This window comes from Variovorax rhizosphaerae (assembly GCF_037889975.1).
Classification (GTDB): domain Bacteria; phylum Pseudomonadota; class Gammaproteobacteria; order Burkholderiales; family Burkholderiaceae_C; genus Variovorax; species Variovorax rhizosphaerae.
In genome coordinates this window covers 79,883-99,868 of record NZ_JBBKZT010000005.1, presented here as the reverse complement: position 1 = coordinate 99,868, position 19,986 = coordinate 79,883, and the positions used below count along the sequence as shown (strand labels likewise).

The window sequence follows — 19,986 nt, the reverse complement described above, 5'->3', positions numbered from 1 at the left end:
GTACGTCTGATGTCTGCTCTCCAAGAAATTGCTCCCGGCCTGGTCCTCCAGCGCCTCACCCCTCCCCTGCAACTCGCCGACTACAAGCTGATCGCCTTCGACATGGACTCGACGCTGATCAACATCGAGTGCATCGACGAGATCGCCGATGCAGTCGGCAAGAAGGCAGAGGTCGCGGCAATCACCGAGGCCACGATGCGTGGCGAGATCAAGGACTTCAAGGAAAGTCTGCGGCGGCGCGTGGCGTTGCTGGAAGGCGTGCCGGTGTCATCGCTGCAGCAGGTCTATGACGAGCGCTTGCGGCTCAACCCCGGCGCTGCCGAACTCGTGAAGGCCTGCAAGCAGGTCGGCATGAAAGTGCTGCTGGTCTCCGGCGGCTTCACTTTCTTCGCAAACCGCGTGAAGGAGCGCCTGGGCATCGACTTCGCCCGCTCCAACTTGCTCGACGAAGCCGATGGCAAGCTCACCGGCCGCGTCGTCACGCAATCGTGGGGGGACATCTGCGACGGCGCGGAGAAGCGACGTACGCTGCTGGAGGTGGCCTCGCTGCTGGGCGTCTCCCCGGCCGAGACCATCGCGGTCGGCGATGGCGCGAACGACCTGCCGATGATGGGTGAGGCCGGCCTGTCGGTGGCGTACCACGCGAAGCCGAAGGTGCGCGAGCAGGCCATGGTCGCCATCAATGAAGGCGGGCTCGACCGCCTGCTGGAAATCTGCCGCTGAGGCTGCGCCACCTCCCACGCTCCTCGAACATTTGAAAGCCTGAATGACCGACAACACGCCCCTCTACCGCGCCGATGCGTTGACGACCTTCGCTGACGCGCTCCTGCAAAAAGCCGGCCTCGCCGCGCCGATGGCCGCAGCGGTCGCGCGAACGCTGGTCGAAGGCGACCTGCTGGGCCACGACACGCACGGTCTCGCGCTGCTGGCCGGCTACGTGAAGGAACTCGAATCCGGTGGCATGACCCGGGACGGCGCGCCAACCGTGCTCTCCGACCGCCCCGCTGCCGTGCTGTGGGACGGCATGCGCCTGCCCGGCCCATGGCTCATGGAACAGGGCATGGACCTGCTCGTGCCGCGTGCGCGCCAACTCGGCACCGCGTCGCTCGTGATCCGGCGCAGCCACCACATCGCCTGCCTGGCGGTCTACATGCTGCGTGCGCTTCAGGAAGACATGCTGATGCTGCTCGCCTGCTCCGACCCCAATGCGGCAAGCGTTGCGCCCTTTGGCGGGACGCAGGCCGTGTTCACGCCCAATCCGCTGGCGATGGGCTTTCCTTTATCGCAGGGCGGCGTGATGGTCGACATCTCGGCCTCGATCACGACCAACGGGATGAGCAATCGCAAGCGCGCGGCCGGCGAGACTTTTGCGGAGGACTGGCTGATCGACTCCACCGGCAAGCCGACCAACGATCCGCAGGTGCTGTTCGACCAGCCGCCGGGCACGCTGCTGCCGGTCGGCGGCCTGAGCCATGGCCACAAGGGCTACGGGATGGCGCTGCTCGTCGAGACGCTGACAGCCGGCTTGGCGGGCCATGGCCGTGCCGATGCACCCGAAGGCTGGGGCGCGACGATCTACGTCACGATGCACGACCTGAACGCCTTCGGCGGCAAGGATGCGTTCCTGCGCCAGATGGACCATGTGGCACAAAAGTGCCAGGGCAACACGCCTGTCGACACCGCGAAGCCGGTGCGCCTGCCCGGACAGGGCGGCCTCGCGCGCCGCAATGCACAGATGCAGGCCGGTGTGCGGCTGCATCCCTCGATCGCCGCGGCGTTGGCGCCTGCGGCGGCGCGTCACGGCCTGTCGCTGGCCGACGCGCTGCTGTAGCTGTCGTTCAGGCTGAGGCTGAGGCGCTGGCCTCGCCCGCGGGCTTGGCCTTGCGGTGCCCGTGCTTGGCCAGGATCTCGACGTAGAACTGCGGGCCTTCCGCCTTGGCGATGCCGTCGATCAGGCCGGTGAGTTCGGCCAGGTGAACCGTCGCGGCGGTGTCTTGCGCGGTGCCGAACTTGCAGTCGAAGTCCCAGAAGTCGACGCCTTCTGGCAGGTCGCGGCGGCGCTCGCGCTTGATGTACTTGCGGATTTCGTGCTTGACGGCGTCGAGGACGCGGTCGGGGTGCTTGCCCTCGGGGCGCAGCTGAAAGGTTTTTCTCATGGGGCATGCTAACGCCGCGCGTAAAGTGGGCGTTGTTTCAGAAAAGAAGGTGAACAAATGGCGCGCGCAAACGACTGGGCAGGCAAGGTGATGGCGCTGATCAATGGTGGCAACCCCTCGGCGGCCATCGCGCAGATCAAGGTCGCGCCGACGGTGAAGGACCTGAAGGCGCTTCAGACCATCATGACGCTCTCGAAGATGACGGGTAAGTACCGCCAGGTCGACGCGGCGATCACCGACAACCTGGCCTTGTTGTCGGCGCCACGCCTGCACCGTTCACCCTGAAGGCGCGAGTCTTTCTACTGCGGCCGCCGATCCCGGGCCTGCGGGGTTGGCTCCGGCATGACAAGCGCTTTCGCGCAGTTGTCAGCCTCTGCCGCAACTTCGTTGGCACCGCACCAGCGTGCGGTGCCGTTCCGCGTCGCGGCTTCCCGGCTGGCGCCCTTGCTACGAAATCTTCACACTTTCGTCACAGCGCTTGACCAAGGCGCGCGATCCCCTCTTCGATCTTCTCGACATTGGCCGTCGCAAAGCTCAGGCGCAGCGTCGACACATCGGGATTCGCCGCAAAGAACGGCGCGCCGGGCACGAAGGCCACGAGCTTTTCGATGGCCCGCTTGGCGAACACATTCGCGTCGGCCAGTTTGCCATTGGCACCGGTCAGGCGGGCCCAGAAGAACAGGCCGCCACCCGGCTGTTCGAAGGCAATGGCGTCACCCAGTTCTCGCTTCAGCGCCGCGCCCATCGCTGCCGCACGCTCACCGTAGACCTTGCGAACGTTCGCCAGCGTCGCCGGCATCCGCCCGCTCTTGAGGTATTGCGCGGCGGTGGCTTGCGCGAAGGTGCTGGTGTGCGCATCGCTGAACTGCTTGCACATCGTGGCCTTGGCCAGCAGCGCGGCGGGCGCGATCATCCAGCCGATGCGCAGGCCGGGGCTCAGCACCTTGCTGAGCGAGCCGCAATGCGCGACGAGTTCGCGGCTGCCCGCCACGTCCTTCGTCAGCGCCATGATCGATGGCGGCGGCGCTTCGCCGAAGTACAGGTCGCCGTACGGATCGTCCTCCACGATCAGCGTCTGGTACTTCACCGCCAACTCCAGCACCTTCTTGCGGCGTTCGAGGCTCAGCATCGCGCCGCTGGGGTTGCCGAAAGTCGGGATCAGGTAGACGAACTTGGGCTTGTGCTCTTCGATCAGCTTCTCGAGTTCATCGGTCTTCACGCCGTTGGCATCGATTGGCGCGCTGATGAGTTCGGCGCCGTAGAGGCGGAAGCACTGGATGGTGGCCAGGAAAGTCGGACCTTCGACGATGACCTTGTCGCCGGGCGAGATCAGGGTCTTGCCGAGCAGGTCCAGCGCCTGCTGGCTACCGGTGGTGACGATCAGGCCGCTGGGGTCGACATCCACGCCCTTGGTCTTCATGAAGGCGCTCAGCTGCGAGCGCAGCGGCTCGTAGCCTTCGGTGGCGCCGTATTGCAGTGCGCCGCCGGGCTCCTCGGCCAATGCCTTCGAACTGGCTTCCTTCAGTCCCTCCACGTCGAACATCGCGCTGTCCGGAAAGCCACCGGCAAAGCTGATGATGCCGGGCGTGCCCAGCAGCTTGAAGAGTTCGCGGATGGCGGAGGTTTCGACGTTGTCGAGGCGGGTGGCGAATTGCATGGAAGGTCTCACTTTGGGGTCCGCCATTGTGGCGAAAATCCGGAATCCCGGTTGATCGCTTTCAAGCGATATTTTGACAAAATCGCCCTGAGAAGATATTGTGCATTTACCACCTTGGGGCGGTATTTCATGAACATCCTTGTCCACTCACCCTCGCAGTTGTCGGCGCACCTGAAATCGCTGCGCAAGGCACAGAAGCTGACGCAAACACAGCTGGGTGCGCGCGTCGGCGTCAAGCAGACGCGCATTGCCGACATCGAGAAGAATCCCGGCGCCGTCAGCGTCGCGCAACTGATGCAGGTGCTGCACGCCCTCGATGCCCGACTGCTGATCGCGCCGCCCAATCCGCCAGCGACGGTCGTCACCGCGCAGATGCCGACGGCCGACTGGTAAGCCGTGGCGCATCCCGAACTCGACATCTGGATGAACGGCGAATACGTCGGCGCGTGGTTCTGGACCCGCACCGGCGTGCCGGCGCTGCGCTATGACGATGCCTGGCTGCGCTCGCCGAATGTCCGTGCGCTCTCGCTGTCGTTGCCCATCCCGGCGGGTACGAAGGAACTGCGCGGCCCCGCCGTCGAAAACTACTTCGACAACCTGCTGCCTGACAGCGACCGCATCCGCGAACGACTGCGCCGGCGCTTCCAGGCCTCGAGCATCGAAGCCGCCGACCTGCTCTCGGCCATCGGCCGCGATTGCGTGGGCGCCGTCCAGTTGCTGCCCGCAGGCCAGGCACCCGAGCCATTCGACAGGATCGAGAGCGAGCCGCTGACCGACACCCAGGTGGCCCAGACACTGCGTAACGTCACCGCAGATCCCGTGCTCGGCCAGACCGCGGGTGACGAGGACGATTTCCGCATCTCGATCGCCGGCGCGCAGGAGAAGACCGCCTTGCTGCGCCTTGGCAACCGCTGGCACCGCCCGCATGGCGCGACGCCGACCACGCACATCTTCAAGCTGCCGCTGGGACTGGTCGGCAACATGCGAGCGAACATGAGCGATTCGGTCGAGAACGAATGGCTGTGCGCGCGCCTGCTGGCTGCCTTGGGCTTTGCGGTGGCCGGGAGTGAAATGGCGCGCTTCGACGACCAGAAAGCACTCATCGTCGAGCGCTTCGATCGTCGCCGGATGGATGCGGGCCGATGGATCGCACGCCTGCCGCAGGAAGACTTCTGCCAAGCCACCAGCACGCCCGCGCAACGCAAGTACGAAAGCGACGGTGGACCGGGCATGCGCGAATGCCTGTCGCTGCTCGCGGCCAGCGACGACGCGCAGGCCGACCGGCTTCGCTTCGCGCTCACGCAATTGGCATTCTGGCTGCTGGCCGCAACCGACGGCCATGCCAAGAACTACTCCATCTTCCTGCGCCGCGGCGGCGGCTATTCCATGACGCCCTTGTACGACGTGATTTCGGCATGGCCCATCATCGGCAAGGGGGCCAGCCAGGTGCCATGGCAAAAGGCGAAGCTCGCCATGGCGCTTCGATCGAAAAACGTGCACTACAACCTGGCTGGAATCCAGACGCGCCATTGGCATGAACTGGCGATCCAGGTGGGCGTGGACGGCGCATTCGAACGCATGTGCGAGCTTGTTCGCAACGCGCCTGCCGCACTGCACAGTGTCGAGCGCGAACTGCCGCCGGATTTTCCCGAGCGCGTCTGGCGAGCGGTGGACACCGGGGTTCGCGCCCAATGCCAACGCTTCGAATCCGGACTGCCCGAATCCCGGAACACCCCATGAAAAAAGACAACATCGCCCCTTTCTTCGCCATCCTGCAAGCGGCCAATCCGACGCCCGAGACGGAGCTCGAATACACCACGCCCTTCGAGCTGCTAGCCGCCGTGCTGCTGTCCGCGCAAGCCACCGATGTCGGCGTCAACAAGGCCACGCGCAAGCTCTACCCGGTGGCCAACACGCCGCAGGCCATCCTCGACCTGGGCGTGGAAGGGCTGGAGAGCTACATCAAGACCATCGGCCTCTATCGCAGCAAGGCCAAGCACCTGATCGAAGCCTGCCGCATGCTGGTAGAGCAACATGACGGCGAGGTGCCGCGCACGCGGGCCGAACTGGAAGCCCTGCCCGGCGTCGGCCGCAAGACGGCCAACGTGGTGCTGAACGTGGCCTTCGGCGAGCCGACGATGGCCGTTGACACGCACATCTTCCGCGTCAGCAACCGCACCGGCCTGGCGCCTGGCAAGACGCCGCTGGAAGTCGAATTGAAGCTGGAGAAACGCGTGCCGCCCGAATACCGCCTGCACGCGCACCACTGGCTCATCCTGCACGGGCGCTACGTGTGCATCGCGCGCAAGCCTCAGTGCTGGCAGTGCGCGGTGGCGGCGTATTGCGATTTCAAGCCAAAGACGCCGGCGCCGAAAAGCGCCTGACTCCAGGCAGGCCGCTCAAACCTCGACCAGCACGCACTCGCCAAACTCGATCGGCGCTTGCGGCCAGTGCTCGGCGCGCAACGCGACACGCACCCCGCGGGCCAGCAACTGCGTCGCGCGGATGACGCCTGCGTGCGTGATCCAGAAACCATCACGGTCGGAGAGCTGCCATTCGTCGAACGCATCGCCCACTCGCCGCATGAACTGGCGCGTGCTCTCGCCGGTGCCGCCCGGATGGGTATCGGCGAAATTGCCGATCCAGCCATCGAATTCCGCACGCGAAATGGCGGACCACTCGCGGCCCTCCCAGGCGCCGAAGTCCATCTCCGCCAGGCGGGTGTCGGCGCTGGCAGCCAGCTCCGGCCGGATGGCTTCGATGGCCAGCGCCAGCTCGGCACATCGCTGCAACGGGGAGCAGCTCACCACCACGTCGGCGGGAATCAGCGGCGCGATCTGCCGGGCCAGCGCCTGCGTGGCCTCTGCAGACACAGTGATATCGGTCGACCCGAAGCACACACCCGGGTCGGCGTCGGTCTGCGCATGACGCAACAGCCAAAGCTTCATGGTGCTTGCAGCGCCAGCGAGCGCAGGACGCCCGCGTCGAAATGCTGGTCGATGTAGTCGGCGAGACTGTCGAACACGCTGTCCAGCGTCGGTGTCGTGGCGCCGAACAACGCATGCAGCGCCGCGGCGTCTTCGAACAATCCGTGAAGGTAGATCCCCAGCACGTTGCCCTTGTCGTTCTGCCAAGCCAGCCCGTCTGCCATCACCGCATGGGCATGCGTCCCCGCCGCAGCCATCGCCGTGTGCTCGAGGGTCTGGCCGTGGTGAATCTCGTAGCCTCGCACCGCGACGGCCGACAACGCGCTCCACGGCCCGCGAAGCGCGCCAAAACTGGCGCTGCAATGCTGCACGGTCTTGTCGCGCTCGAAGCGCGTCACCACCGGCAGCAGACCCAGGCCTGGGCCGTTGCCATCGACGCCGTACGGATCGATCAATGCCTCGCCAAGCATCTGCAGCCCGCCACACACGCCCAGCACCCGCCTGCCACTCGCGGCGTGCGCGGCAATGGCCTGGTCGATGCCCTGCGCACGCAGCCACGCAAGATCGCTGCTGGTGTGCTTGGAGCCCGGCAGGATCAGCGTGTCGGCATCGGCCAGCTCGGCCGCGCTGCGCGCCCAACGCAGACGCACGTTGGGAATGTTCTTCAGAGGCTGGAACTCATCGAGGTTGCTGATGCGCGGATACACGATGACCGTGACGACCTCGCGCCTTGCCCCGGCGGGCAATGGTTGTGTTGGGGACGTGCGGTCATCAAACAAGCCATCTTCCTCCGGGAGACCATGTTGCCACCACATCGGCAGGGTTGCCACTGTCGGAATGCCGGTCATGTCCTGCAGCATCCGGGGCGCAGGGGCCAGCAGCGCGGCATCGCCCCGGAACTTGTTCAGCACGAAGCCTGCCAGCCGCGTCTGATCCTCCTCGGGCAGCAAGGCCCAGGTCCCATAAAGGTGCGCAAAGGCACCGCCGCGATCGATATCGGTGACCAGCAGGCAACGCGCGTCGGCATGCCGCGCCACACGCAGGTTCACGATGTCACTGCTCATCAGGTTGATCTCGGCCGGCGAGCCCGCGCCTTCGATGACCACCACGTCGTTCTCGGCGCGAAGCTCATCCAGCGCCTGTGATATCTGTGGCCAGACCTTTTCACTTCGGCCCCGCCACGGCAACGCGGAAAGCGATTCACTCACCTTGCCCATCAGCACGACCTGGCTGTGCGTGTCGCGCTCGGGCTTGAGCAGCAAGGGGTTCATGCGGACATCCGGCGTGGCCCCTGCGGCCAGCGCCTGAAAGTACTGGGCGCTGCCAATCTCGCCACCCGCCACGACGCGCGCGTTGTTGCTCATGTTCTGTGCCTTGAAGGGCGCGACCTTGAGGCCCTGGCGTGCATGCCAGCGGCACAAGGCCGTGGTGAGCCAGCTCTTTCCCGCCCCGCTCGTGGTGCCGAGCACCATGACGCAGCGCGCATTCACAGGGCGCCCCCGGCGCGCCGGGATGCGAAGAACGACAACGGAAACATGGGACTGGAATGCATGGTGCCTTGGGTCGCCATCATCGTACGTGCGCAGCCATTGCGCCAGTAGCGTCAATGTCTTACGGAGGACCGATGTAGTCCCCCTCTCACCCCAGACTCGTGCGCCATCCTGCACCAAAGACATACATGGCAAGCGACAGTGCACGCACTCAAACTCACTTGGAGCACCTCATGAAAAGCGTCATCCTCTGGTTGTGCGGCGTGCCACTCGGCGTGATCATCCTGCTCAAAGTCTTTGGGGTTTACTGACCCAACTGCGCGAAGTGCCGAAGCGATGGGCGCACCCCGGAATGGGCACAGCCAGCGGGCCGGCAAAGCCGGTTTCGCAGGCACCCACAACTGACTCTTCGTTCATCGCCTTCGTTTGAGATCAGCAAGCGCGCTTGCCTCGAGCATGGTGTGGCTACGTCAACGGGGCAACACCACCCACCGTCCAGCCACCTTGTGAATATCGATACGGTTGTCGAAAACATCTCGCAACGCGGCGTGCGTGACAGGGTCGTTGCAGGCGCCTTGATGCACCGGCCGACCCCTCTGCAGCACAAGCAATTCGTCCGCATGCAACGCCATGCCGAGTTCATGCAATACGCTCACCACGGTTCGGCCGGATGCAACGAGTTCCCGTACGGCGAGCATCCAGTCGGCTTGGTGCGGCGCATCGAGGTTGGCCAGCGGCTCGTCCATCAGCAGGACTTCCGCTTCGACAGCGAAAGCGCGAGCAAGCAGCACCCGCTGTCGTTCGCCGCCTGACAGCCGACCGAGCGGCCGGTCGCGCCACTCCCAACACTGGGTCCTTCGCATGGCGCGCTCGACCGCCGCATGGTCTGCCACACTGGGCGCGGCAAGCCACGGCTGATGTGGCAAGCGCCCGAGCATTGCGACATCGTGTGCAAGCAAGTCGTCCGCGCCGGGCTCGCCCTGGCCCAGCCAGGCGAGCGCACGGGCGCGTGCCTTCGCCGGCCATTCCTCCAAGCGGCGTCCCAGGAGATGAACGCTGCCTTGCGACGGCAGCACATGCGCCAATGCCTTCAGCAAGGTGGTCTTGCCCGCACCATTGGGCCCGACCACTGCCGTCCAGCGGCCTGCAGCCAGGGTGAGTTCGCGGGCATCCACGACAAGCCTAGCGCCAAAAAACACCTGCAGCCGCTGCGCAGCCAGCGCCGGAACGGTCGTCACAGCGACCTCCTGTGCATCAGCCACAAGAGGTAGCCGCCGCCCAGCATCGCCGTGACCACGCCCACAGGCAACTCCTGCGGCGCCACGAGCCAGCGCGCGACCACGTCAGCCGCCATCAGCAACGCGCCCCCCATCAACGTCGCCAGCGACACGAGCCAGCCATGCGTCGGCTTGACGACACCGCGCACCAGGTGCGGTGCGACCAGCCCGACAAAGGCCACCAGCCCGACCTGCGCCACAGCTGTGCCCGTGGCCAGCGCCAGCGCCGCCACCAGTACGACGCGCACGCGCGGCAAGGCAATGCCCAGGCTGCTTGCGCTGGCCTCGCCCAGCGTGAGCGCATCCAGCGCACGCGCAAGCGCCAGCGAAGGCATCAGGCACAGCACCAGCGCACCCGCCAGCAAGGTCACGTTCGGCCAGCCGAGGAAGCCGGTCGTACCCAGCATGAAGGCCTGCATCGTCCGCATGATCTCCGGCACCCACAGCACGACCAGCGCACTCGCCGCGCCGAGCACCATGCCGACGACGACGCCCGCCAGCAGCAGGCGCAGCGTCTGCTGCACACCGCGCGCGAGGCTCAGCGTGACCAGCACCGCCAGCACCGCGCCCACGAAGGCGGCGCCCGTCATGCCAAGCCGCGCAGCCCAACCGCCCGTTGCTCCGAGCCCTGAAGACGTGCCCAGCACCACCAGCAGCAAGGCCACCCCGAGGTTCGCGCCCGACGCGCTGCCCAACAGATAGGGGTCGGCCAGCGGATTGCGAAACAGCCCCTGCGCAAGCGCGCCGCCCAAACCCAGCAAAGCGCCAGCGAGCCAGGCGCCCAGCGTGCGCGGCAGCCGGATGTCCCGCACGATCTGCATGGCGGTCGCGTCGCTGCCCGCGTTCAACACGCTCTCGAAGCCGGTGCTGCCGATGCTCGCCCCCACCAGCCCCAACGCAAGGCTGGCGAGGACGATGGCAACGGCAAACCCCGGCTTGGTCACTTGAACTTGTCTTTCAGGCAGTCGGCCATGATGCCCGCGCCCTCGGCCATGCGCGGGCCGGGGCGCGCGAGCACATCGCCCTGCGCGGGCGTGAACACACAGATGCGCCCGGACTTCACCGCATCGATGCGCTCCCATCCCGGCCGGGCCGCCAGGGCCACCGCGTTGCGATCCCCCACCATGATGACTTGCGGATCGGCGCGAACCACGAACTCGGGGCTGAGCTTGGGAAAAGGACCAAGTGCGCCCGTCACTACGTTGATCGCACCCAGCCGCGCCAGCGTCTCGCCGATGAACGACGACGCGCTGGCCGCATACGGCCCGCTGCCGGCTTCGAAGTACACGCGTTTGCCTCTTGCACCCGCAGGCAGCGCAGCAGCGACGCGATCCATGCTGGTATCGAGCTGCTGCCACAGTGCCACGGCCTCGGCCTCGCGGTCGAGCACGCGACCGAGCTGCCCCAGCACCCGCTCCATGTCCTTCATCGACCGGGGCTCGAGCGTCAGCACCTTGAGCCCGAGCGCCTCGAGCCGATCGGTCACTCGCGCAGATTTCGCCAACAGAACCAAGTCCGGCTTGAGCGCCACGATGCGTTCGACGTTCGCGTCCTCCAGCCCACCCACGCTCGGCAGCGACTGCGCCGCCGCGGGCCAGTTCGACCAGGTGTCGACACCGACCAAGCGCTCGCACGCATCGAGCGCGCAAACGGTCTCGGTCAATGACGGCAGCATCGACACGATGCGCCGCGGTGATTGCGTCAGCGTGACCGCCACGCCGCGGTCGTCGACCAGGCTCACCACCCCCCGAGCCTGCGCCGGCCCGGCCAGCCAGCACAAGAGCAGAAGAGCCCCCAGGACCAGGCCGCGCCCGGCACGCCCCACGCGGGAGGTTGGGTCGAGATGGCAGAGCCACATCGAAGCACGAGCCCCCAGGGCCGAGCTGCGCCCGGCCCGCCCCCCGCGGGGGATCGGGTCGAGATGGCGGAGCCACATCGACCCAAGGCACAGCAGTCGAAGCATCATCGGCGTGGCGCCCACTTCACCGTGAGGAAACCGCTCAGCCCGCGCTGGTTGTAGCCGTAGGCGGTTTCATAGGTGGCGTCGAACAAGTTGGCCACGCGCCCCTGCACGGTCCACTCCGGCGTCAGCTTGTATTCGCCGAACAGGTCGACCGTCGTGAAGCTGCCTAAGCGCCTAGACTCCGTGTTGGCCACGTCGTCATAACGCCGGCCCACATAGAGCGCCGTGACGCCGAACTTCCACTGCCCGGTCGAATAGTCGATGCCGAGCTTGACCTGGTCCTTCGCGCGGCGCGGCAGCATCTTGCCGGTGAGTTCGTTGTGCGGGTCCAGCTTGTCGTAGCTGGCATGCACGCCCAGCGCATCGAAGTTGCCGTCGTAGCCCAGCGTCCAGCCCTGGATGCGGGCACGCGGGACATTCTGCGGGACGATGGTGTTCGTGATGAAGCCGGTGATCTTGTTGTCGAAGCCTACCAGCTTCACGCTGTGCGCACCCTGCGTCCAGGTGATGCCGAGGTCCAGGTTCTTGCCTTCCTCCGGCTGCAGCCGGGGGTTGCTGAAGAACGGGTAGTAGAGCTGGTTGAACGACGGCGCCACGAAGCTCGTGCCATAGGACGCGTTGACGCGCCAGTTCGGCGAGATGCGGTAGCCATAACCAGCGAACCAGGTGTCGTGGTCCCCGAACTGCGAGTTCTCGTCGCGCCGCGCGTTGAGCTGCCAGCTGTGCCCGCCAGCGTTGCCATTCAACCCGACGAAAGCCGAGTTGATGGCGCGGCTGGTGACCTCATAGGCCGTGTCGCTGTCCACGCTCTGCACGTTGCGCTCGAGCCCCGCGACGACGATGCCGATGGGCGTCGTCACATCGTTCTGCCAGCTGTACTGGTTCTGCTTGGTCCGGAAGCTGCCGAACTGGCCGAAATCGTCCTTCACCTTCGCCCGTGTCAGGTCAGTGCCCTGCGCGACGCGAAGCTGCGTGGTCCAGTTGGCCATCACCTTGCCCTGCAGGCCCACGTACTGTGTCTCCGTTCGCACGACGCCGTGCGCATCGCGGTTGGGGCCATCGTCATAGTGGTTCTCGCCATTGGCGCTCATCGCGCCCGCCGTCAGCTTCCAGTCGTTGTTGAACTGGTAGCCGAGCGAGAGGCTGCCTGCGTCCTGGGTGAACGGATCGCGGTCCCGGTTGTAGAGGCCGAAGGGCACGCGCGCATTGGTGGCCGAGAAACCCTCGTCGTGCGTGTGCTGCACGTCCAGCGAATAGGTGAAACCCCCTTCCGCGCCGCTGAAGCCCAGCGCTTCCTGCGAGTAGCCCTTGCTGCCGATGGTGGCGGAGGCGCGCGGCACGAAGGCCGGATCGCCCGGCTTGCCCTTGCGCATGAACACCTGCACCACGCCGCCCACGCCATCGCTGCCGTAGAGTGCCGATGCCGGACCCTTCACCACCTCGATGTGGTCGATCAGGTCGACCGGGATGTTGTCCCAGATCGGCGTGCCCGCCGTGGCCGAGCCATAGCGCACGCCGTCGATCAGCAGGATGGTGTGGCGCGCCTCGGTGCCACGAATGAAAACGCTGCTCAGCTTGCCGGAGCCGCCGTTCGATGACACCTGCACGCCGGCCGTGCGCGCCAGCAACTCGGGCAAGGTGCGCTCGCCCAATTGCTCGATCTGGGCGCGATCGATGACGACCACGTCGGACACCAGTTGATCCACGCGCGTCGGCGTGCGGGTTGCGGTGACCACGGTTTCGCGCAGCATCTGCGGCTCTGTCGTCTGCGCATGCGCGGGCAGGATGGCGAGGGCGCCGAGCGCTAGCGTGGTGGCCGGGAGACGCGTGGCAGCCCAGGGATTGGATTTGCAGGAAATCATGATGAGAAAGAAAGTCGCAGACGAATGCCCGTCACCGGCTTCCCCGCCGATGCATGGACGTATGGCCGCCAAGCTTGCGCAGGCAGCCGCCTCGTTGGCCGGTATCCGGGCTGGCAGCGCTTCCCTCACTCGCCTTCCCAGGCGCCTGTTTCAGGGCGCCCAGTGGCTTTGTGGAGTGAGAGTGGCGCCGGAAGCCTGGACTTCGGGCGCCGTCTGCTTGACCGTTGCGGGGGCAGCGCAGGTGGCCTTGGCCGGTGACACGGCGTCGACTCCTGCTTCCCGTTGAACTGGGCCGCGTGAACCGCGGCGCGAGCACCAACGGGCGGGATTTTAGGCGCATGGCGGCCACTGCCGCATCGAACCGGCAGGGCAGCGTCTTACCTTTGCCGGGGTGAATATGCACACACGGCGGCGCGCTGGGGCCCACATACAATCCCCAGCCATGCCCGCCCCCAGCCCCATCGACCAAATTGCCGAGCGAGTCGAACGTTTGCTCGTGCGCCATGAAGAGGTGCAACGCACCAACGCGCTCTTGCAGGAGCAGGTCGAGGCGCTGACGCGCGAACGCGATGCCCTCAAGGCGCGACTTGCGGCGGCGCGCACGCGCATCGACGCCATGCTTGAGCGCCTGTCCGAAGAACCACCCGCCACAGAATAATCCAGGCCGAGAAGATGAAGCAGATCGAAGTTCAGATCATGGGCCAGAGCTACCTGCTCGGCTGCCCCGAAGGTGGAGAAGCGCAACTGCGCAACGCGGTCGAACGCGTCGATGCAGCCATGTGCAAGATCCGCGATGCCGGCAAGGTCAAGGCGCGCGACCGCATCGCCGTACTGGCATCGTTGAACCTGGCATTCGATCTGGTGCAGTCCGAGGCTGCAACATCCGCTGCGGCGGCGGCCCTGCTCGCCGTCACCACGGGCGCCGCGCCGGATGAATCAAATACCACCGATCCGCGCGTGCCGCAACTCATCCAGAGGCTCGATCAGGCCCTGGCCGGCGATGGCCATTTGCTCTGAAATTTAAGGTTTTCGCGACGGCGTCACGGGCGTAAAATCAACACTGTCTGCAGTACGCGCCGGGCTTAATATTTCCTTGTTCCAATGCTCTACGGAGCAGGGCTTGGTACATCGCTTGACGGGCGTGATCATCTCGCGTCAGATGAACCCGAAGTCTTGCTGCCCTCGCCCACCTGAACCCTGGTTCAGGATGCGGGTCCGGTGCACCCTACTGCAGACACCTATTCGCAAATCCAGCGGCCCGTTTCACCGGGCCGTTGGTTTTTTTGTATCCGCCGCGGCCAAGGGTCAAGCCCGTGCATTCCGGTGGACTGGCGTTATAAGCGAGTGTCCTGAACCAAAGAGGTACGTCATGAAAATCGTGATCGCGGTCGATGGCAGCAAACACACCCAGAAGGCGATGGATTACCTCGCGAAGCATCGCGCCAACTTCGTCGTCGGACACGAACTCGTCGTGGTGCACGTCTGCAGCGGCGTTCCGCATCACGCCGCACGGCACGTGAGCAAGGACGTGCTGGAGGGCTACTACGCGGAGGAGAACGACAAGGTGATCGTGCCGGTCAAGGCCGGCCTCACCGAACGCGGCATCACCGACTACACGCTGGAACAGCGCCACGGCAACGCAGCCGAGGAAATCCTCAAGGTCGCCACCAAGGTCCATGCCGACCTGATCGTGATGGGCACGCACGGCCACGGCATCTTCGGCCGCGCGCTGATGGGCTCGGTCACCACCAAGGTGATCGCGGAGACTGACATCTCCGTGCTGCTGGTGCAGTAGCGCGTTAGCGTGAACCCGGGCCGAACAGGCCCTTGTGCTGCTCGCGCAGCAGCGCCTTTTGCACCTTGCCCATGGTGTTGCGCGGCAACTCCGGCACCACGAAGCAGCGCTTCGGAATCTTGAAGTTTGCCAGCTGAGATTTCAACGTGGCCAGCACCGCATCGCCATCGACCGTCGCGCCGGATTTCGCGATGACGATGGCCACGCCCACTTCGCCGAAGTCCGAATGCGGCACGCCGACGACGGCGCTCTCGGCCACGCCGGGCAACTCGTTGATGTAGCCCTCGATCTCGGCGGGATAAACGTTGTAGCCGCCGCTGATGATCAGGTCCTTGCTGCGGCCGACGATGGTGACGTAGCCCAGGCCATCGATCTTGCCGACGTCACCGGTCTTGAAGAAGCCGTCGTGCGTGAATTCCTCTCGCGTTTTCTCGGGCATGCGCCAGTAGCCGATGAAGACGTTGGGGCCGCTGACCTCGATGGCGCCGATTTCATCCGTGGTGCACTCGCGGCCATCGGCGCCCTCCTCCGTCGACATCACGCGCAGTTGCACGCCCGGCAGCGGAAAGCCGACCGTGCCGCCACGCCGCTCGCCCTGCACCGGGTTGTAAGGGTTGGAGGTGAGCATGGCCGTCTCGCTCATGCCGTAGCGTTCCAAGATGGTGTAGCCGGTGCGCTCGCGCCAATCGTTGAAGGTCTCGATCAGCAAGGGCGCCGATCCGGAGATGAACAGGCGCATGTTGCGCACCGCCTCCTTCGTGAGTCCGGCTTCGGCCAACATGCGCACATACAGGGTCGGCACGCCCATGAACACCGTCGCCTCGGGCAGCCTGGCGATCACGCGCTTGGGGTCGAACTTTCCGAACCATAGCATCTTGCTGCCGTTGAGCAATGCGCCATGCAGCGCCACGAACAGGCCGTGCACATGGAAGATGGGCAGCGCATGGATCAGCACATCGCCCTCTTTCCAGCCCCAGTAGTCCTTCAGCACCTCGGCGTTCGACAGCAGGTTGCGATGCGTCAGCATCGCGCCCTTGCTGCGACCAGTGGTGCCGCTGGTGTAGAGGATGGCGGCCATGTCGTCTTCCGCCTTCTGCGCGATGGCGTGCTGGTCGCTGCATTGCACGGCCACATCGAGCAGCGAGCCGGTCCGGTCGTCGTCGAGCGTGAACACGTGGCGCGTGCCCGCCGCCTGCGCGATCGCGCCCACCCAACTGGCGTTCTCGCTGCTACACACGATTACGGCCGGTTCCGCGTTGCTGATGAAGTACTCGATCTCCGCGCTCTGGTAGGCCGTGTTGAGCGGCAGGAACACATAGCCGGCACGCAGCGTGCCAAGGTAGAGCGTCATCGCCTCGACCGACTTCTCGACCTGCACCGCGATGCGCGCGCCAGGCTCCAGCTTCAATGCATCCAGCAGGTTGGCGATCATCGCGCTGGCGCGGTCCAGGTCGCGCCACGAATAGAAGAGGCCGTTGTCGGTTTCGACGGCCACCTGGTCGAGGTTGGCCGGGAACGCAGCGCGCAGGGCCGCGAAGAGATTGGCGTTGGTCGTTGTCATGGTTGTCTCAGAAAACGGGAGATCGTTTGGCAAGAAAAGCGGCGATGCCTTCGCGATGTTCGGGCGAGTCGGCGTAGCGGTAGGCGGTGGGAACCAGCTCCGACGCGGCGGACCGGTTCAACGCAAGAAAGGTGGCCTTGTTGAGCCGGGCGGCCGCCGGCGCGAGTGCGGCGATGCGGCTCGCATGGGCGAGCGCAGCGGCAGGCAATTCGTCGTCGGGCACGACCTGCAGCAGGAAGCCGGCCTCGTAGAGCCGCTGCGCGCCATGCACGCTGGCCGCCAGAAGCATGTCGCGCGCAAGCACGTCGCCCACGGCGCGCTGCACAAGGGCGGCTTCGCGCGGCGCCATCGGAAAGCCGAGCTTGGCGATGGGTGCGCCGAACTTCGCGGAGGCTGCTGCCATCCGGATGTCGCAGCAGCTTGCGATCTCGATGCCGGCGCCCATGCAGGCGCCCTCGATCTGCGCGACCATGGGCACCGGGCAATCGAGCATCGCCTGCAAGCCGGCCCAGACCTCGTCTTCATGGAAAGTGCGCAGGCTCTGTTCCTCGAAGCGGAAGGACGGGTACTCCGAAATATCGCCGCCCGCGCAGAAGGCACCGCTCTCTCCGCGCACCAGGATGCATCGCAAGGCCTCGTCCGCCGATAACGCCTCGAAGTTCGAACGCAAGGCGAGCCACATCGCGCGCGACATGGCATTGAGGCGACCGGGATGCGACAACGTGACGAAGGCCATGGCGCCTTCGCGACGGACCTCGACCGTTCCGCTCATCGACGCCCCCAAGCCCTGCGCTTCGTGTCCTCGCTGCCTCCCAGGCGACCGGGCACCGCGCTCATTCCAGCTTCGCGCCGGACGTTTTCGCCACCAATGCCCAACGCTTGATCTCCGCACTGACGAAGTTGCCATAAGCCGTCATCGTGAGATCCGGGATGTCCGAGCCATTGGCCGTCCAGATGGACTTCACCTCGTCCGCGGCCCAGGACTTCTTCACGCTCTCGACGATGCGCGCCTGCACGTCCGCCGACGTGCCCTTGGGCGTCCACAGCCCGTACCACGTGGTCACCGTGTAGTCGGGCAAGCCGACCTCGGCGGCGCAGGGCAGGTCAGGAAACGCGGGATTGCGCTTGGCACCCGCCACCATCAAGGCCTTGATGCGCCCGCCCTTGATGTGCTGCGCCGAAGAGCCGAGGCCGTCGAAGCACACGTCCACGTTGCCGGAGATCAAGTCCTGCAGCATCGGACCGGCGCCGCGGTAGGGAATGTGGGTGATGAAGGTACCGGTCTGCTGCTTGAACAACTCGCCTGCCAGGTGGTGCGAGGTACCGGCGCCGGCCGATCCGTAGTTCATCTTCGCCGGGTTCTTCTTCGCGTAGGCGATGAACTCCTGGATCGTGTCCTGCGTCACGCGCTTCGGATTCACGACCACCACCTGCGGCGGCCGGGCCAGCAGCATCAGCGGCACGAAATCCTTCTCGATGTTGTAGTCGAGCTTGGGATAGATCGCCGGTGCGATCGCGTGGTGCACCGCGCCCATGAACAGGGTGTAGCCGTCGGCAGGCGCCCGCGCCGCGATGCTCGCGCCCAGCGTGCCACCGGCGCCGCCGCGGTTGTCGATGACCAGCGTCTGACCCGTGACCTTGCTGAACTGCGCCGACAGCGGCCGCGCGAAGGCATCGGTCCCACCACCGGCGGGAAAGGGCACGATCAAGGTGACAGGCTTGCTCGGCCAGTTGGCGTCGGCGCGCGCAGCGCCGCACAAGACGGCCGCGCCGGCCGCGGCCATCCGCAGCGCGTCCCGCCGTTGAATGTTCTCGATCATCCTGAAGTCTCCTGTCGTCGTGGTGGATCAGCTCTTGAAATAGAGCCCTTCGATATCGCCTGACACGGCCACGCGGCCATTGGCAAGCCAGGCTCGATGTTTATCGAGACGCTTGAGGTCGTACAGGTAGTTAACCATGAGGCCCCACGACTGTTTCTGCCCCTTCGGCGACGGGTCGCCGCCCCAATTGAGCCGCTCCACGCGCGCGCCGTTGCCCAGGTGGAAGCGCGCCACCGGGTCAACTGGCTTGCCGTCCGTCATCGCGCGACCGAGGTATTCGGCCGCGCACTGCGTCAGCCACTGGCGCAGCGGCGACTTGGGATCGGCGAGGGAACCGGGCGCCTCCACCGCGGCCAGCAGACGCTCCGCGGTGGGCGGCAGCGAGCCGGTCAGGCGGCCGAGTTCGTTGGCACGCTTCTCGTCGAGCAGCGGCACCAGCGTGGCCGCGTTCTTCAGGAGCCAGCTCCGGAATCCCGGGATCGGCGAAAGCGTCGCGAACACCTTCAGGCGCGGCAGTTCGGCCTGCAGCGTCTCGACCACGCGCTTGATCAGCGAATCGCCAAAGCTCACGCCGCGTAGGCCGGCCTGCGTGTTGCTGATCGAATAGAAGATCGCGGTGGTCGCCTTGGCTGCATGAACCGCGATCGCGGTTTCGTCCAGCAGCGGCGTGATGCCGTCGCTGATGCGGTCGACCAGCGCCACCTCGACGAAGATCAACGGCTCGTTCGGCAGGCGCGGATGGAAGAAGCCGTAACAACGGCGGTCCTGGTGGTCCAGCCGGTTCTTCACGTCGTCCCAGCCCTTGATGTCGTGCACCGCTTCATAGCGGATCAACTTCTCGATCAGCGATGCGGGCGAATCCCAGTCGATGCGGCGCAACTCCAGGAAGGCCACGTCGAACCAGGTGGAGAACAGGTGCTCCAACTCTGCGTCGAGCGCGAGCAATCGATGGTCGGCCTTCAGATGCGGCAACAGATCGGCACGCAGGTCGACGAGGTAGCGCATCCCCTCAGGTTCGACCGCGAAGCGTTGCAACAGGCGCATGCGCGGCGACACGAGTGCACGGCGCAGGCGCATTTCGGCCTGCCCTTCCTCGGGCGTGCCGACAGAGGCCTGATGCTGGTCGCGCGCGGCCTTGAGCGTCTCCGCATCGGCCGCGAAATGCTCGCTCATCAGCGCCCAATAGTCGCGACGCTCTTCAGGCGTCGCCGCCAGGTAGTCCAGCGCCACGGCATGCGCGCGGCGCCCGCCTTCGACCTCGCTGACGCGCGGGTCGATCACCGCCTCGAGGGCCGTCAGCACCTTGCGCAACATGCGCGGCGACAGCACCTCGTCGGACTTGCGCAGCGTCGCCTGCAGCCGCTCATGGGTCGAGCGCTCGCTCGGCTTCGCGAGCGACTTCGCCGCCGGCCAGCGCGGCAGGGTGAGTGCCATCGGCACTTTCGATTTGAACCATTCCGTTGCGCTCACGATGCCCC

At 65.8% G+C, this 19,986-nt stretch carries 21 protein-coding genes and 1 riboswitch; of the genes, 9 read left to right on the top strand and 12 right to left on the bottom strand.

The features are described from left to right. Window positions 1–9 precede the first annotated feature (9 nt). Together serB and WKW82_RS11945 are read left to right on the top strand one after the other, a co-directional pair. On the top strand, window positions 10–723 hold the full coding sequence (gene serB, locus WKW82_RS11950; protein WP_340342512.1) for a phosphoserine phosphatase SerB: 714 nt from the start codon (window positions 10–12) through the stop codon (window positions 721–723). A gap of 43 nt (window positions 724–766) precedes the next feature. Beyond that, a complete protein-coding gene (locus WKW82_RS11945; protein WP_340342511.1) occupies window positions 767–1,831 on the top strand; it encodes an Ldh family oxidoreductase in 1,065 nt (354 codons plus the stop codon). Window positions 1,832–1,838: 7 nt separating this feature from the next. Here the strand turns inward: WKW82_RS11945 and WKW82_RS11940 are convergent, their stop codons facing one another. Then, window positions 1,839–2,156, bottom strand: a complete 318-nt coding sequence (locus WKW82_RS11940) for a DUF6172 family protein (protein WP_340342510.1) — start codon at window positions 2,154–2,156, stop codon at window positions 1,839–1,841. Between the two features lie 57 nt (window positions 2,157–2,213). Between WKW82_RS11940 and WKW82_RS11935 the strand changes: the two genes are divergently transcribed. Continuing rightward, a complete protein-coding gene (locus tag WKW82_RS11935) occupies window positions 2,214–2,441 on the top strand; it encodes a hypothetical protein (RefSeq protein WP_340336516.1) in 228 nt (75 codons plus the stop codon). Between the two features lie 184 nt (window positions 2,442–2,625). On the opposite strand, the gene WKW82_RS11930 is transcribed toward WKW82_RS11935, so the two are convergent. Beyond that, window positions 2,626–3,813: an aminotransferase-like domain-containing protein gene (locus tag WKW82_RS11930; RefSeq protein ID WP_340342509.1), complete on the bottom strand. Its 1,188-nt coding sequence runs from the start codon at window positions 3,811–3,813 to the stop codon at window positions 2,626–2,628. 129 nt (window positions 3,814–3,942) lie between these two features. On the opposite strand from WKW82_RS11930, the gene WKW82_RS11925 reads away from it, so the two are divergent. Genes WKW82_RS11925 through nth form a run of 3 tightly spaced genes read left to right on the top strand, consistent with a single transcriptional unit; the run spans window position 3,943 to window position 6,197 of the window. Further along, window positions 3,943–4,206 (top strand): helix-turn-helix domain-containing protein, encoded by a 264-nt coding sequence (locus WKW82_RS11925; protein ID WP_340342508.1) that lies wholly within the window; start codon window positions 3,943–3,945, stop codon window positions 4,204–4,206. 3 nt (window positions 4,207–4,209) lie between these two features. Next, window positions 4,210–5,553, top strand: a complete 1,344-nt coding sequence (locus WKW82_RS11920) for a type II toxin-antitoxin system HipA family toxin (RefSeq protein ID WP_340342507.1) — start codon at window positions 4,210–4,212, stop codon at window positions 5,551–5,553. Beyond that, a complete protein-coding gene (gene nth, locus WKW82_RS11915) occupies window positions 5,550–6,197 on the top strand; it encodes an endonuclease III (protein ID WP_340342506.1) in 648 nt (215 codons plus the stop codon). Before WKW82_RS11920 ends, nth begins: the two co-directional genes overlap by 4 nt. A 15-nt stretch (window positions 6,198–6,212) precedes the next feature. Here the strand turns inward: nth and WKW82_RS11910 are convergent, their stop codons facing one another. The 6 genes from WKW82_RS11910 to WKW82_RS11885 form a co-directional block, all read right to left on the bottom strand. After that, a complete protein-coding gene (locus tag WKW82_RS11910) occupies window positions 6,213–6,761 on the bottom strand; it encodes a histidine phosphatase family protein (RefSeq protein WP_340342505.1) in 549 nt (182 codons plus the stop codon). Next, window positions 6,758–8,230 carry a cobyric acid synthase gene (locus WKW82_RS11905; protein ID WP_340342504.1) on the bottom strand — a complete coding sequence of 491 codons (1,473 nt, stop codon included), beginning with the start codon at window positions 8,228–8,230 and terminating at the stop codon, window positions 6,758–6,760. Before WKW82_RS11905 ends, WKW82_RS11910 begins: the two co-directional genes overlap by 4 nt. Window positions 8,231–8,700: 470 nt before the next feature. Beyond that, a complete protein-coding gene (locus WKW82_RS11900) occupies window positions 8,701–9,468 on the bottom strand; it encodes an ABC transporter ATP-binding protein (protein WP_422823462.1) in 768 nt (255 codons plus the stop codon). Further along, window positions 9,465–10,451, bottom strand: a complete 987-nt coding sequence (locus WKW82_RS11895; RefSeq protein ID WP_340342503.1) for a FecCD family ABC transporter permease — start codon at window positions 10,449–10,451, stop codon at window positions 9,465–9,467. The genes WKW82_RS11900 and WKW82_RS11895 overlap by 4 nt, the downstream gene beginning before the upstream one ends. Continuing rightward, window positions 10,448–11,248: an ABC transporter substrate-binding protein gene (locus WKW82_RS11890; RefSeq protein ID WP_340342502.1), complete on the bottom strand. Its 801-nt coding sequence runs from the start codon at window positions 11,246–11,248 to the stop codon at window positions 10,448–10,450. Before WKW82_RS11890 ends, WKW82_RS11895 begins: the two co-directional genes overlap by 4 nt. 221 nt (window positions 11,249–11,469) lie before the next feature. Continuing rightward, the gene (locus WKW82_RS11885; RefSeq protein ID WP_340342501.1) at window positions 11,470–13,332 is read right to left on the bottom strand and encodes a TonB-dependent receptor domain-containing protein; all 1,863 of its coding nucleotides are present in this window, start codon (window positions 13,330–13,332) and stop codon (window positions 11,470–11,472) included. 79 nt (window positions 13,333–13,411) lie between these two features. Beyond that, a riboswitch (cobalamin riboswitch) is annotated at window positions 13,412–13,666 on the bottom strand. A 108-nt stretch (window positions 13,667–13,774) separates the two neighbouring features. Here WKW82_RS11885 and WKW82_RS11880 point away from each other — a divergent pair. From WKW82_RS11880 to WKW82_RS11870, 3 genes are all read left to right on the top strand, one after another. Beyond that, a complete protein-coding gene (locus WKW82_RS11880) occupies window positions 13,775–13,990 on the top strand; it encodes a DUF904 domain-containing protein (protein WP_340342500.1) in 216 nt (71 codons plus the stop codon). Between the two features lie 14 nt (window positions 13,991–14,004). Beyond that, window positions 14,005–14,349 carry a cell division protein ZapA gene (locus WKW82_RS11875; RefSeq protein ID WP_340342499.1) on the top strand — a complete coding sequence of 115 codons (345 nt, stop codon included), beginning with the start codon at window positions 14,005–14,007 and terminating at the stop codon, window positions 14,347–14,349. Window positions 14,350–14,701: 352 nt separating this feature from the next. Beyond that, a complete protein-coding gene (locus WKW82_RS11870; protein ID WP_340342498.1) occupies window positions 14,702–15,127 on the top strand; it encodes a universal stress protein in 426 nt (141 codons plus the stop codon). Between the two features lie 4 nt (window positions 15,128–15,131). Here the strand turns inward: WKW82_RS11870 and WKW82_RS11865 are convergent, their stop codons facing one another. The 4 genes from WKW82_RS11865 to WKW82_RS11850 all read right to left on the bottom strand — a co-directional run bounded on the left by WKW82_RS11865 (window position 15,132) and on the right by WKW82_RS11850 (window position 19,942). Then, complete coding sequence (locus tag WKW82_RS11865; RefSeq protein ID WP_340342497.1) at window positions 15,132–16,688, bottom strand: malonate--CoA ligase; 1,557 nt, start codon at window positions 16,686–16,688, stop codon at window positions 15,132–15,134. Window positions 16,689–16,695: 7 nt separating this feature from the next. Then, a complete protein-coding gene (locus tag WKW82_RS11860; RefSeq protein WP_340342496.1) occupies window positions 16,696–17,460 on the bottom strand; it encodes an enoyl-CoA hydratase/isomerase family protein in 765 nt (254 codons plus the stop codon). A gap of 61 nt (window positions 17,461–17,521) precedes the next feature. Next, on the bottom strand, window positions 17,522–18,508 hold the full coding sequence (locus WKW82_RS11855) for a Bug family tripartite tricarboxylate transporter substrate binding protein (protein WP_340342495.1): 987 nt from the start codon (window positions 18,506–18,508) through the stop codon (window positions 17,522–17,524). Between the two features lie 27 nt (window positions 18,509–18,535). Next, window positions 18,536–19,942, bottom strand: a complete 1,407-nt coding sequence (locus WKW82_RS11850; RefSeq protein ID WP_340342494.1) for a malonyl-CoA decarboxylase — start codon at window positions 19,940–19,942, stop codon at window positions 18,536–18,538. Between the last annotated feature and the right edge of the window lie 44 nt (window positions 19,943–19,986).

What these genes read in the sequence shown, in the direction of transcription:
- nth (WP_340342506.1), top strand. Translation starts at nt 5,550, where the DNA reads ATGAAAAAAGACAACATCGCCCCTTTCTTCGCCATCCTGCAAGCGGCC.
- WKW82_RS11880 (WP_340342500.1), top strand. Translation starts at nt 13,775, where the DNA reads ATGCCCGCCCCCAGCCCCATCGACCAAATTGCCGAGCGAGTCGAACGT.
- WKW82_RS11930 (WP_340342509.1), bottom strand. Translation starts at nt 3,813, where the DNA reads ATGCAATTCGCCACCCGCCTCGACAACGTCGAAACCTCCGCCATCCGC.
- WKW82_RS11935 (WP_340336516.1), top strand. Translation starts at nt 2,214, where the DNA reads ATGGCGCGCGCAAACGACTGGGCAGGCAAGGTGATGGCGCTGATCAAT.
- WKW82_RS11925 (WP_340342508.1), top strand. Translation starts at nt 3,943, where the DNA reads ATGAACATCCTTGTCCACTCACCCTCGCAGTTGTCGGCGCACCTGAAA.
- WKW82_RS11860 (WP_340342496.1), bottom strand. Translation starts at nt 17,460, where the DNA reads ATGAGCGGAACGGTCGAGGTCCGTCGCGAAGGCGCCATGGCCTTCGTC.
- WKW82_RS11940 (WP_340342510.1), bottom strand. Translation starts at nt 2,156, where the DNA reads ATGAGAAAAACCTTTCAGCTGCGCCCCGAGGGCAAGCACCCCGACCGC.
- WKW82_RS11850 (WP_340342494.1), bottom strand. Translation starts at nt 19,942, where the DNA reads ATGGCACTCACCCTGCCGCGCTGGCCGGCGGCGAAGTCGCTCGCGAAG.
- WKW82_RS11910 (WP_340342505.1), bottom strand. Translation starts at nt 6,761, where the DNA reads ATGAAGCTTTGGCTGTTGCGTCATGCGCAGACCGACGCCGACCCGGGT.
- WKW82_RS11855 (WP_340342495.1), bottom strand. Translation starts at nt 18,508, where the DNA reads ATGATCGAGAACATTCAACGGCGGGACGCGCTGCGGATGGCCGCGGCC.
- WKW82_RS11875 (WP_340342499.1), top strand. Translation starts at nt 14,005, where the DNA reads ATGAAGCAGATCGAAGTTCAGATCATGGGCCAGAGCTACCTGCTCGGC.
- WKW82_RS11885 (WP_340342501.1), bottom strand. Translation starts at nt 13,332, where the DNA reads ATGATTTCCTGCAAATCCAATCCCTGGGCTGCCACGCGTCTCCCGGCC.
- serB (WP_340342512.1), top strand. Translation starts at nt 10, where the DNA reads ATGTCTGCTCTCCAAGAAATTGCTCCCGGCCTGGTCCTCCAGCGCCTC.
- WKW82_RS11945 (WP_340342511.1), top strand. Translation starts at nt 767, where the DNA reads ATGACCGACAACACGCCCCTCTACCGCGCCGATGCGTTGACGACCTTC.
- WKW82_RS11870 (WP_340342498.1), top strand. Translation starts at nt 14,702, where the DNA reads ATGAAAATCGTGATCGCGGTCGATGGCAGCAAACACACCCAGAAGGCG.
- WKW82_RS11865 (WP_340342497.1), bottom strand. Translation starts at nt 16,688, where the DNA reads ATGACAACGACCAACGCCAATCTCTTCGCGGCCCTGCGCGCTGCGTTC.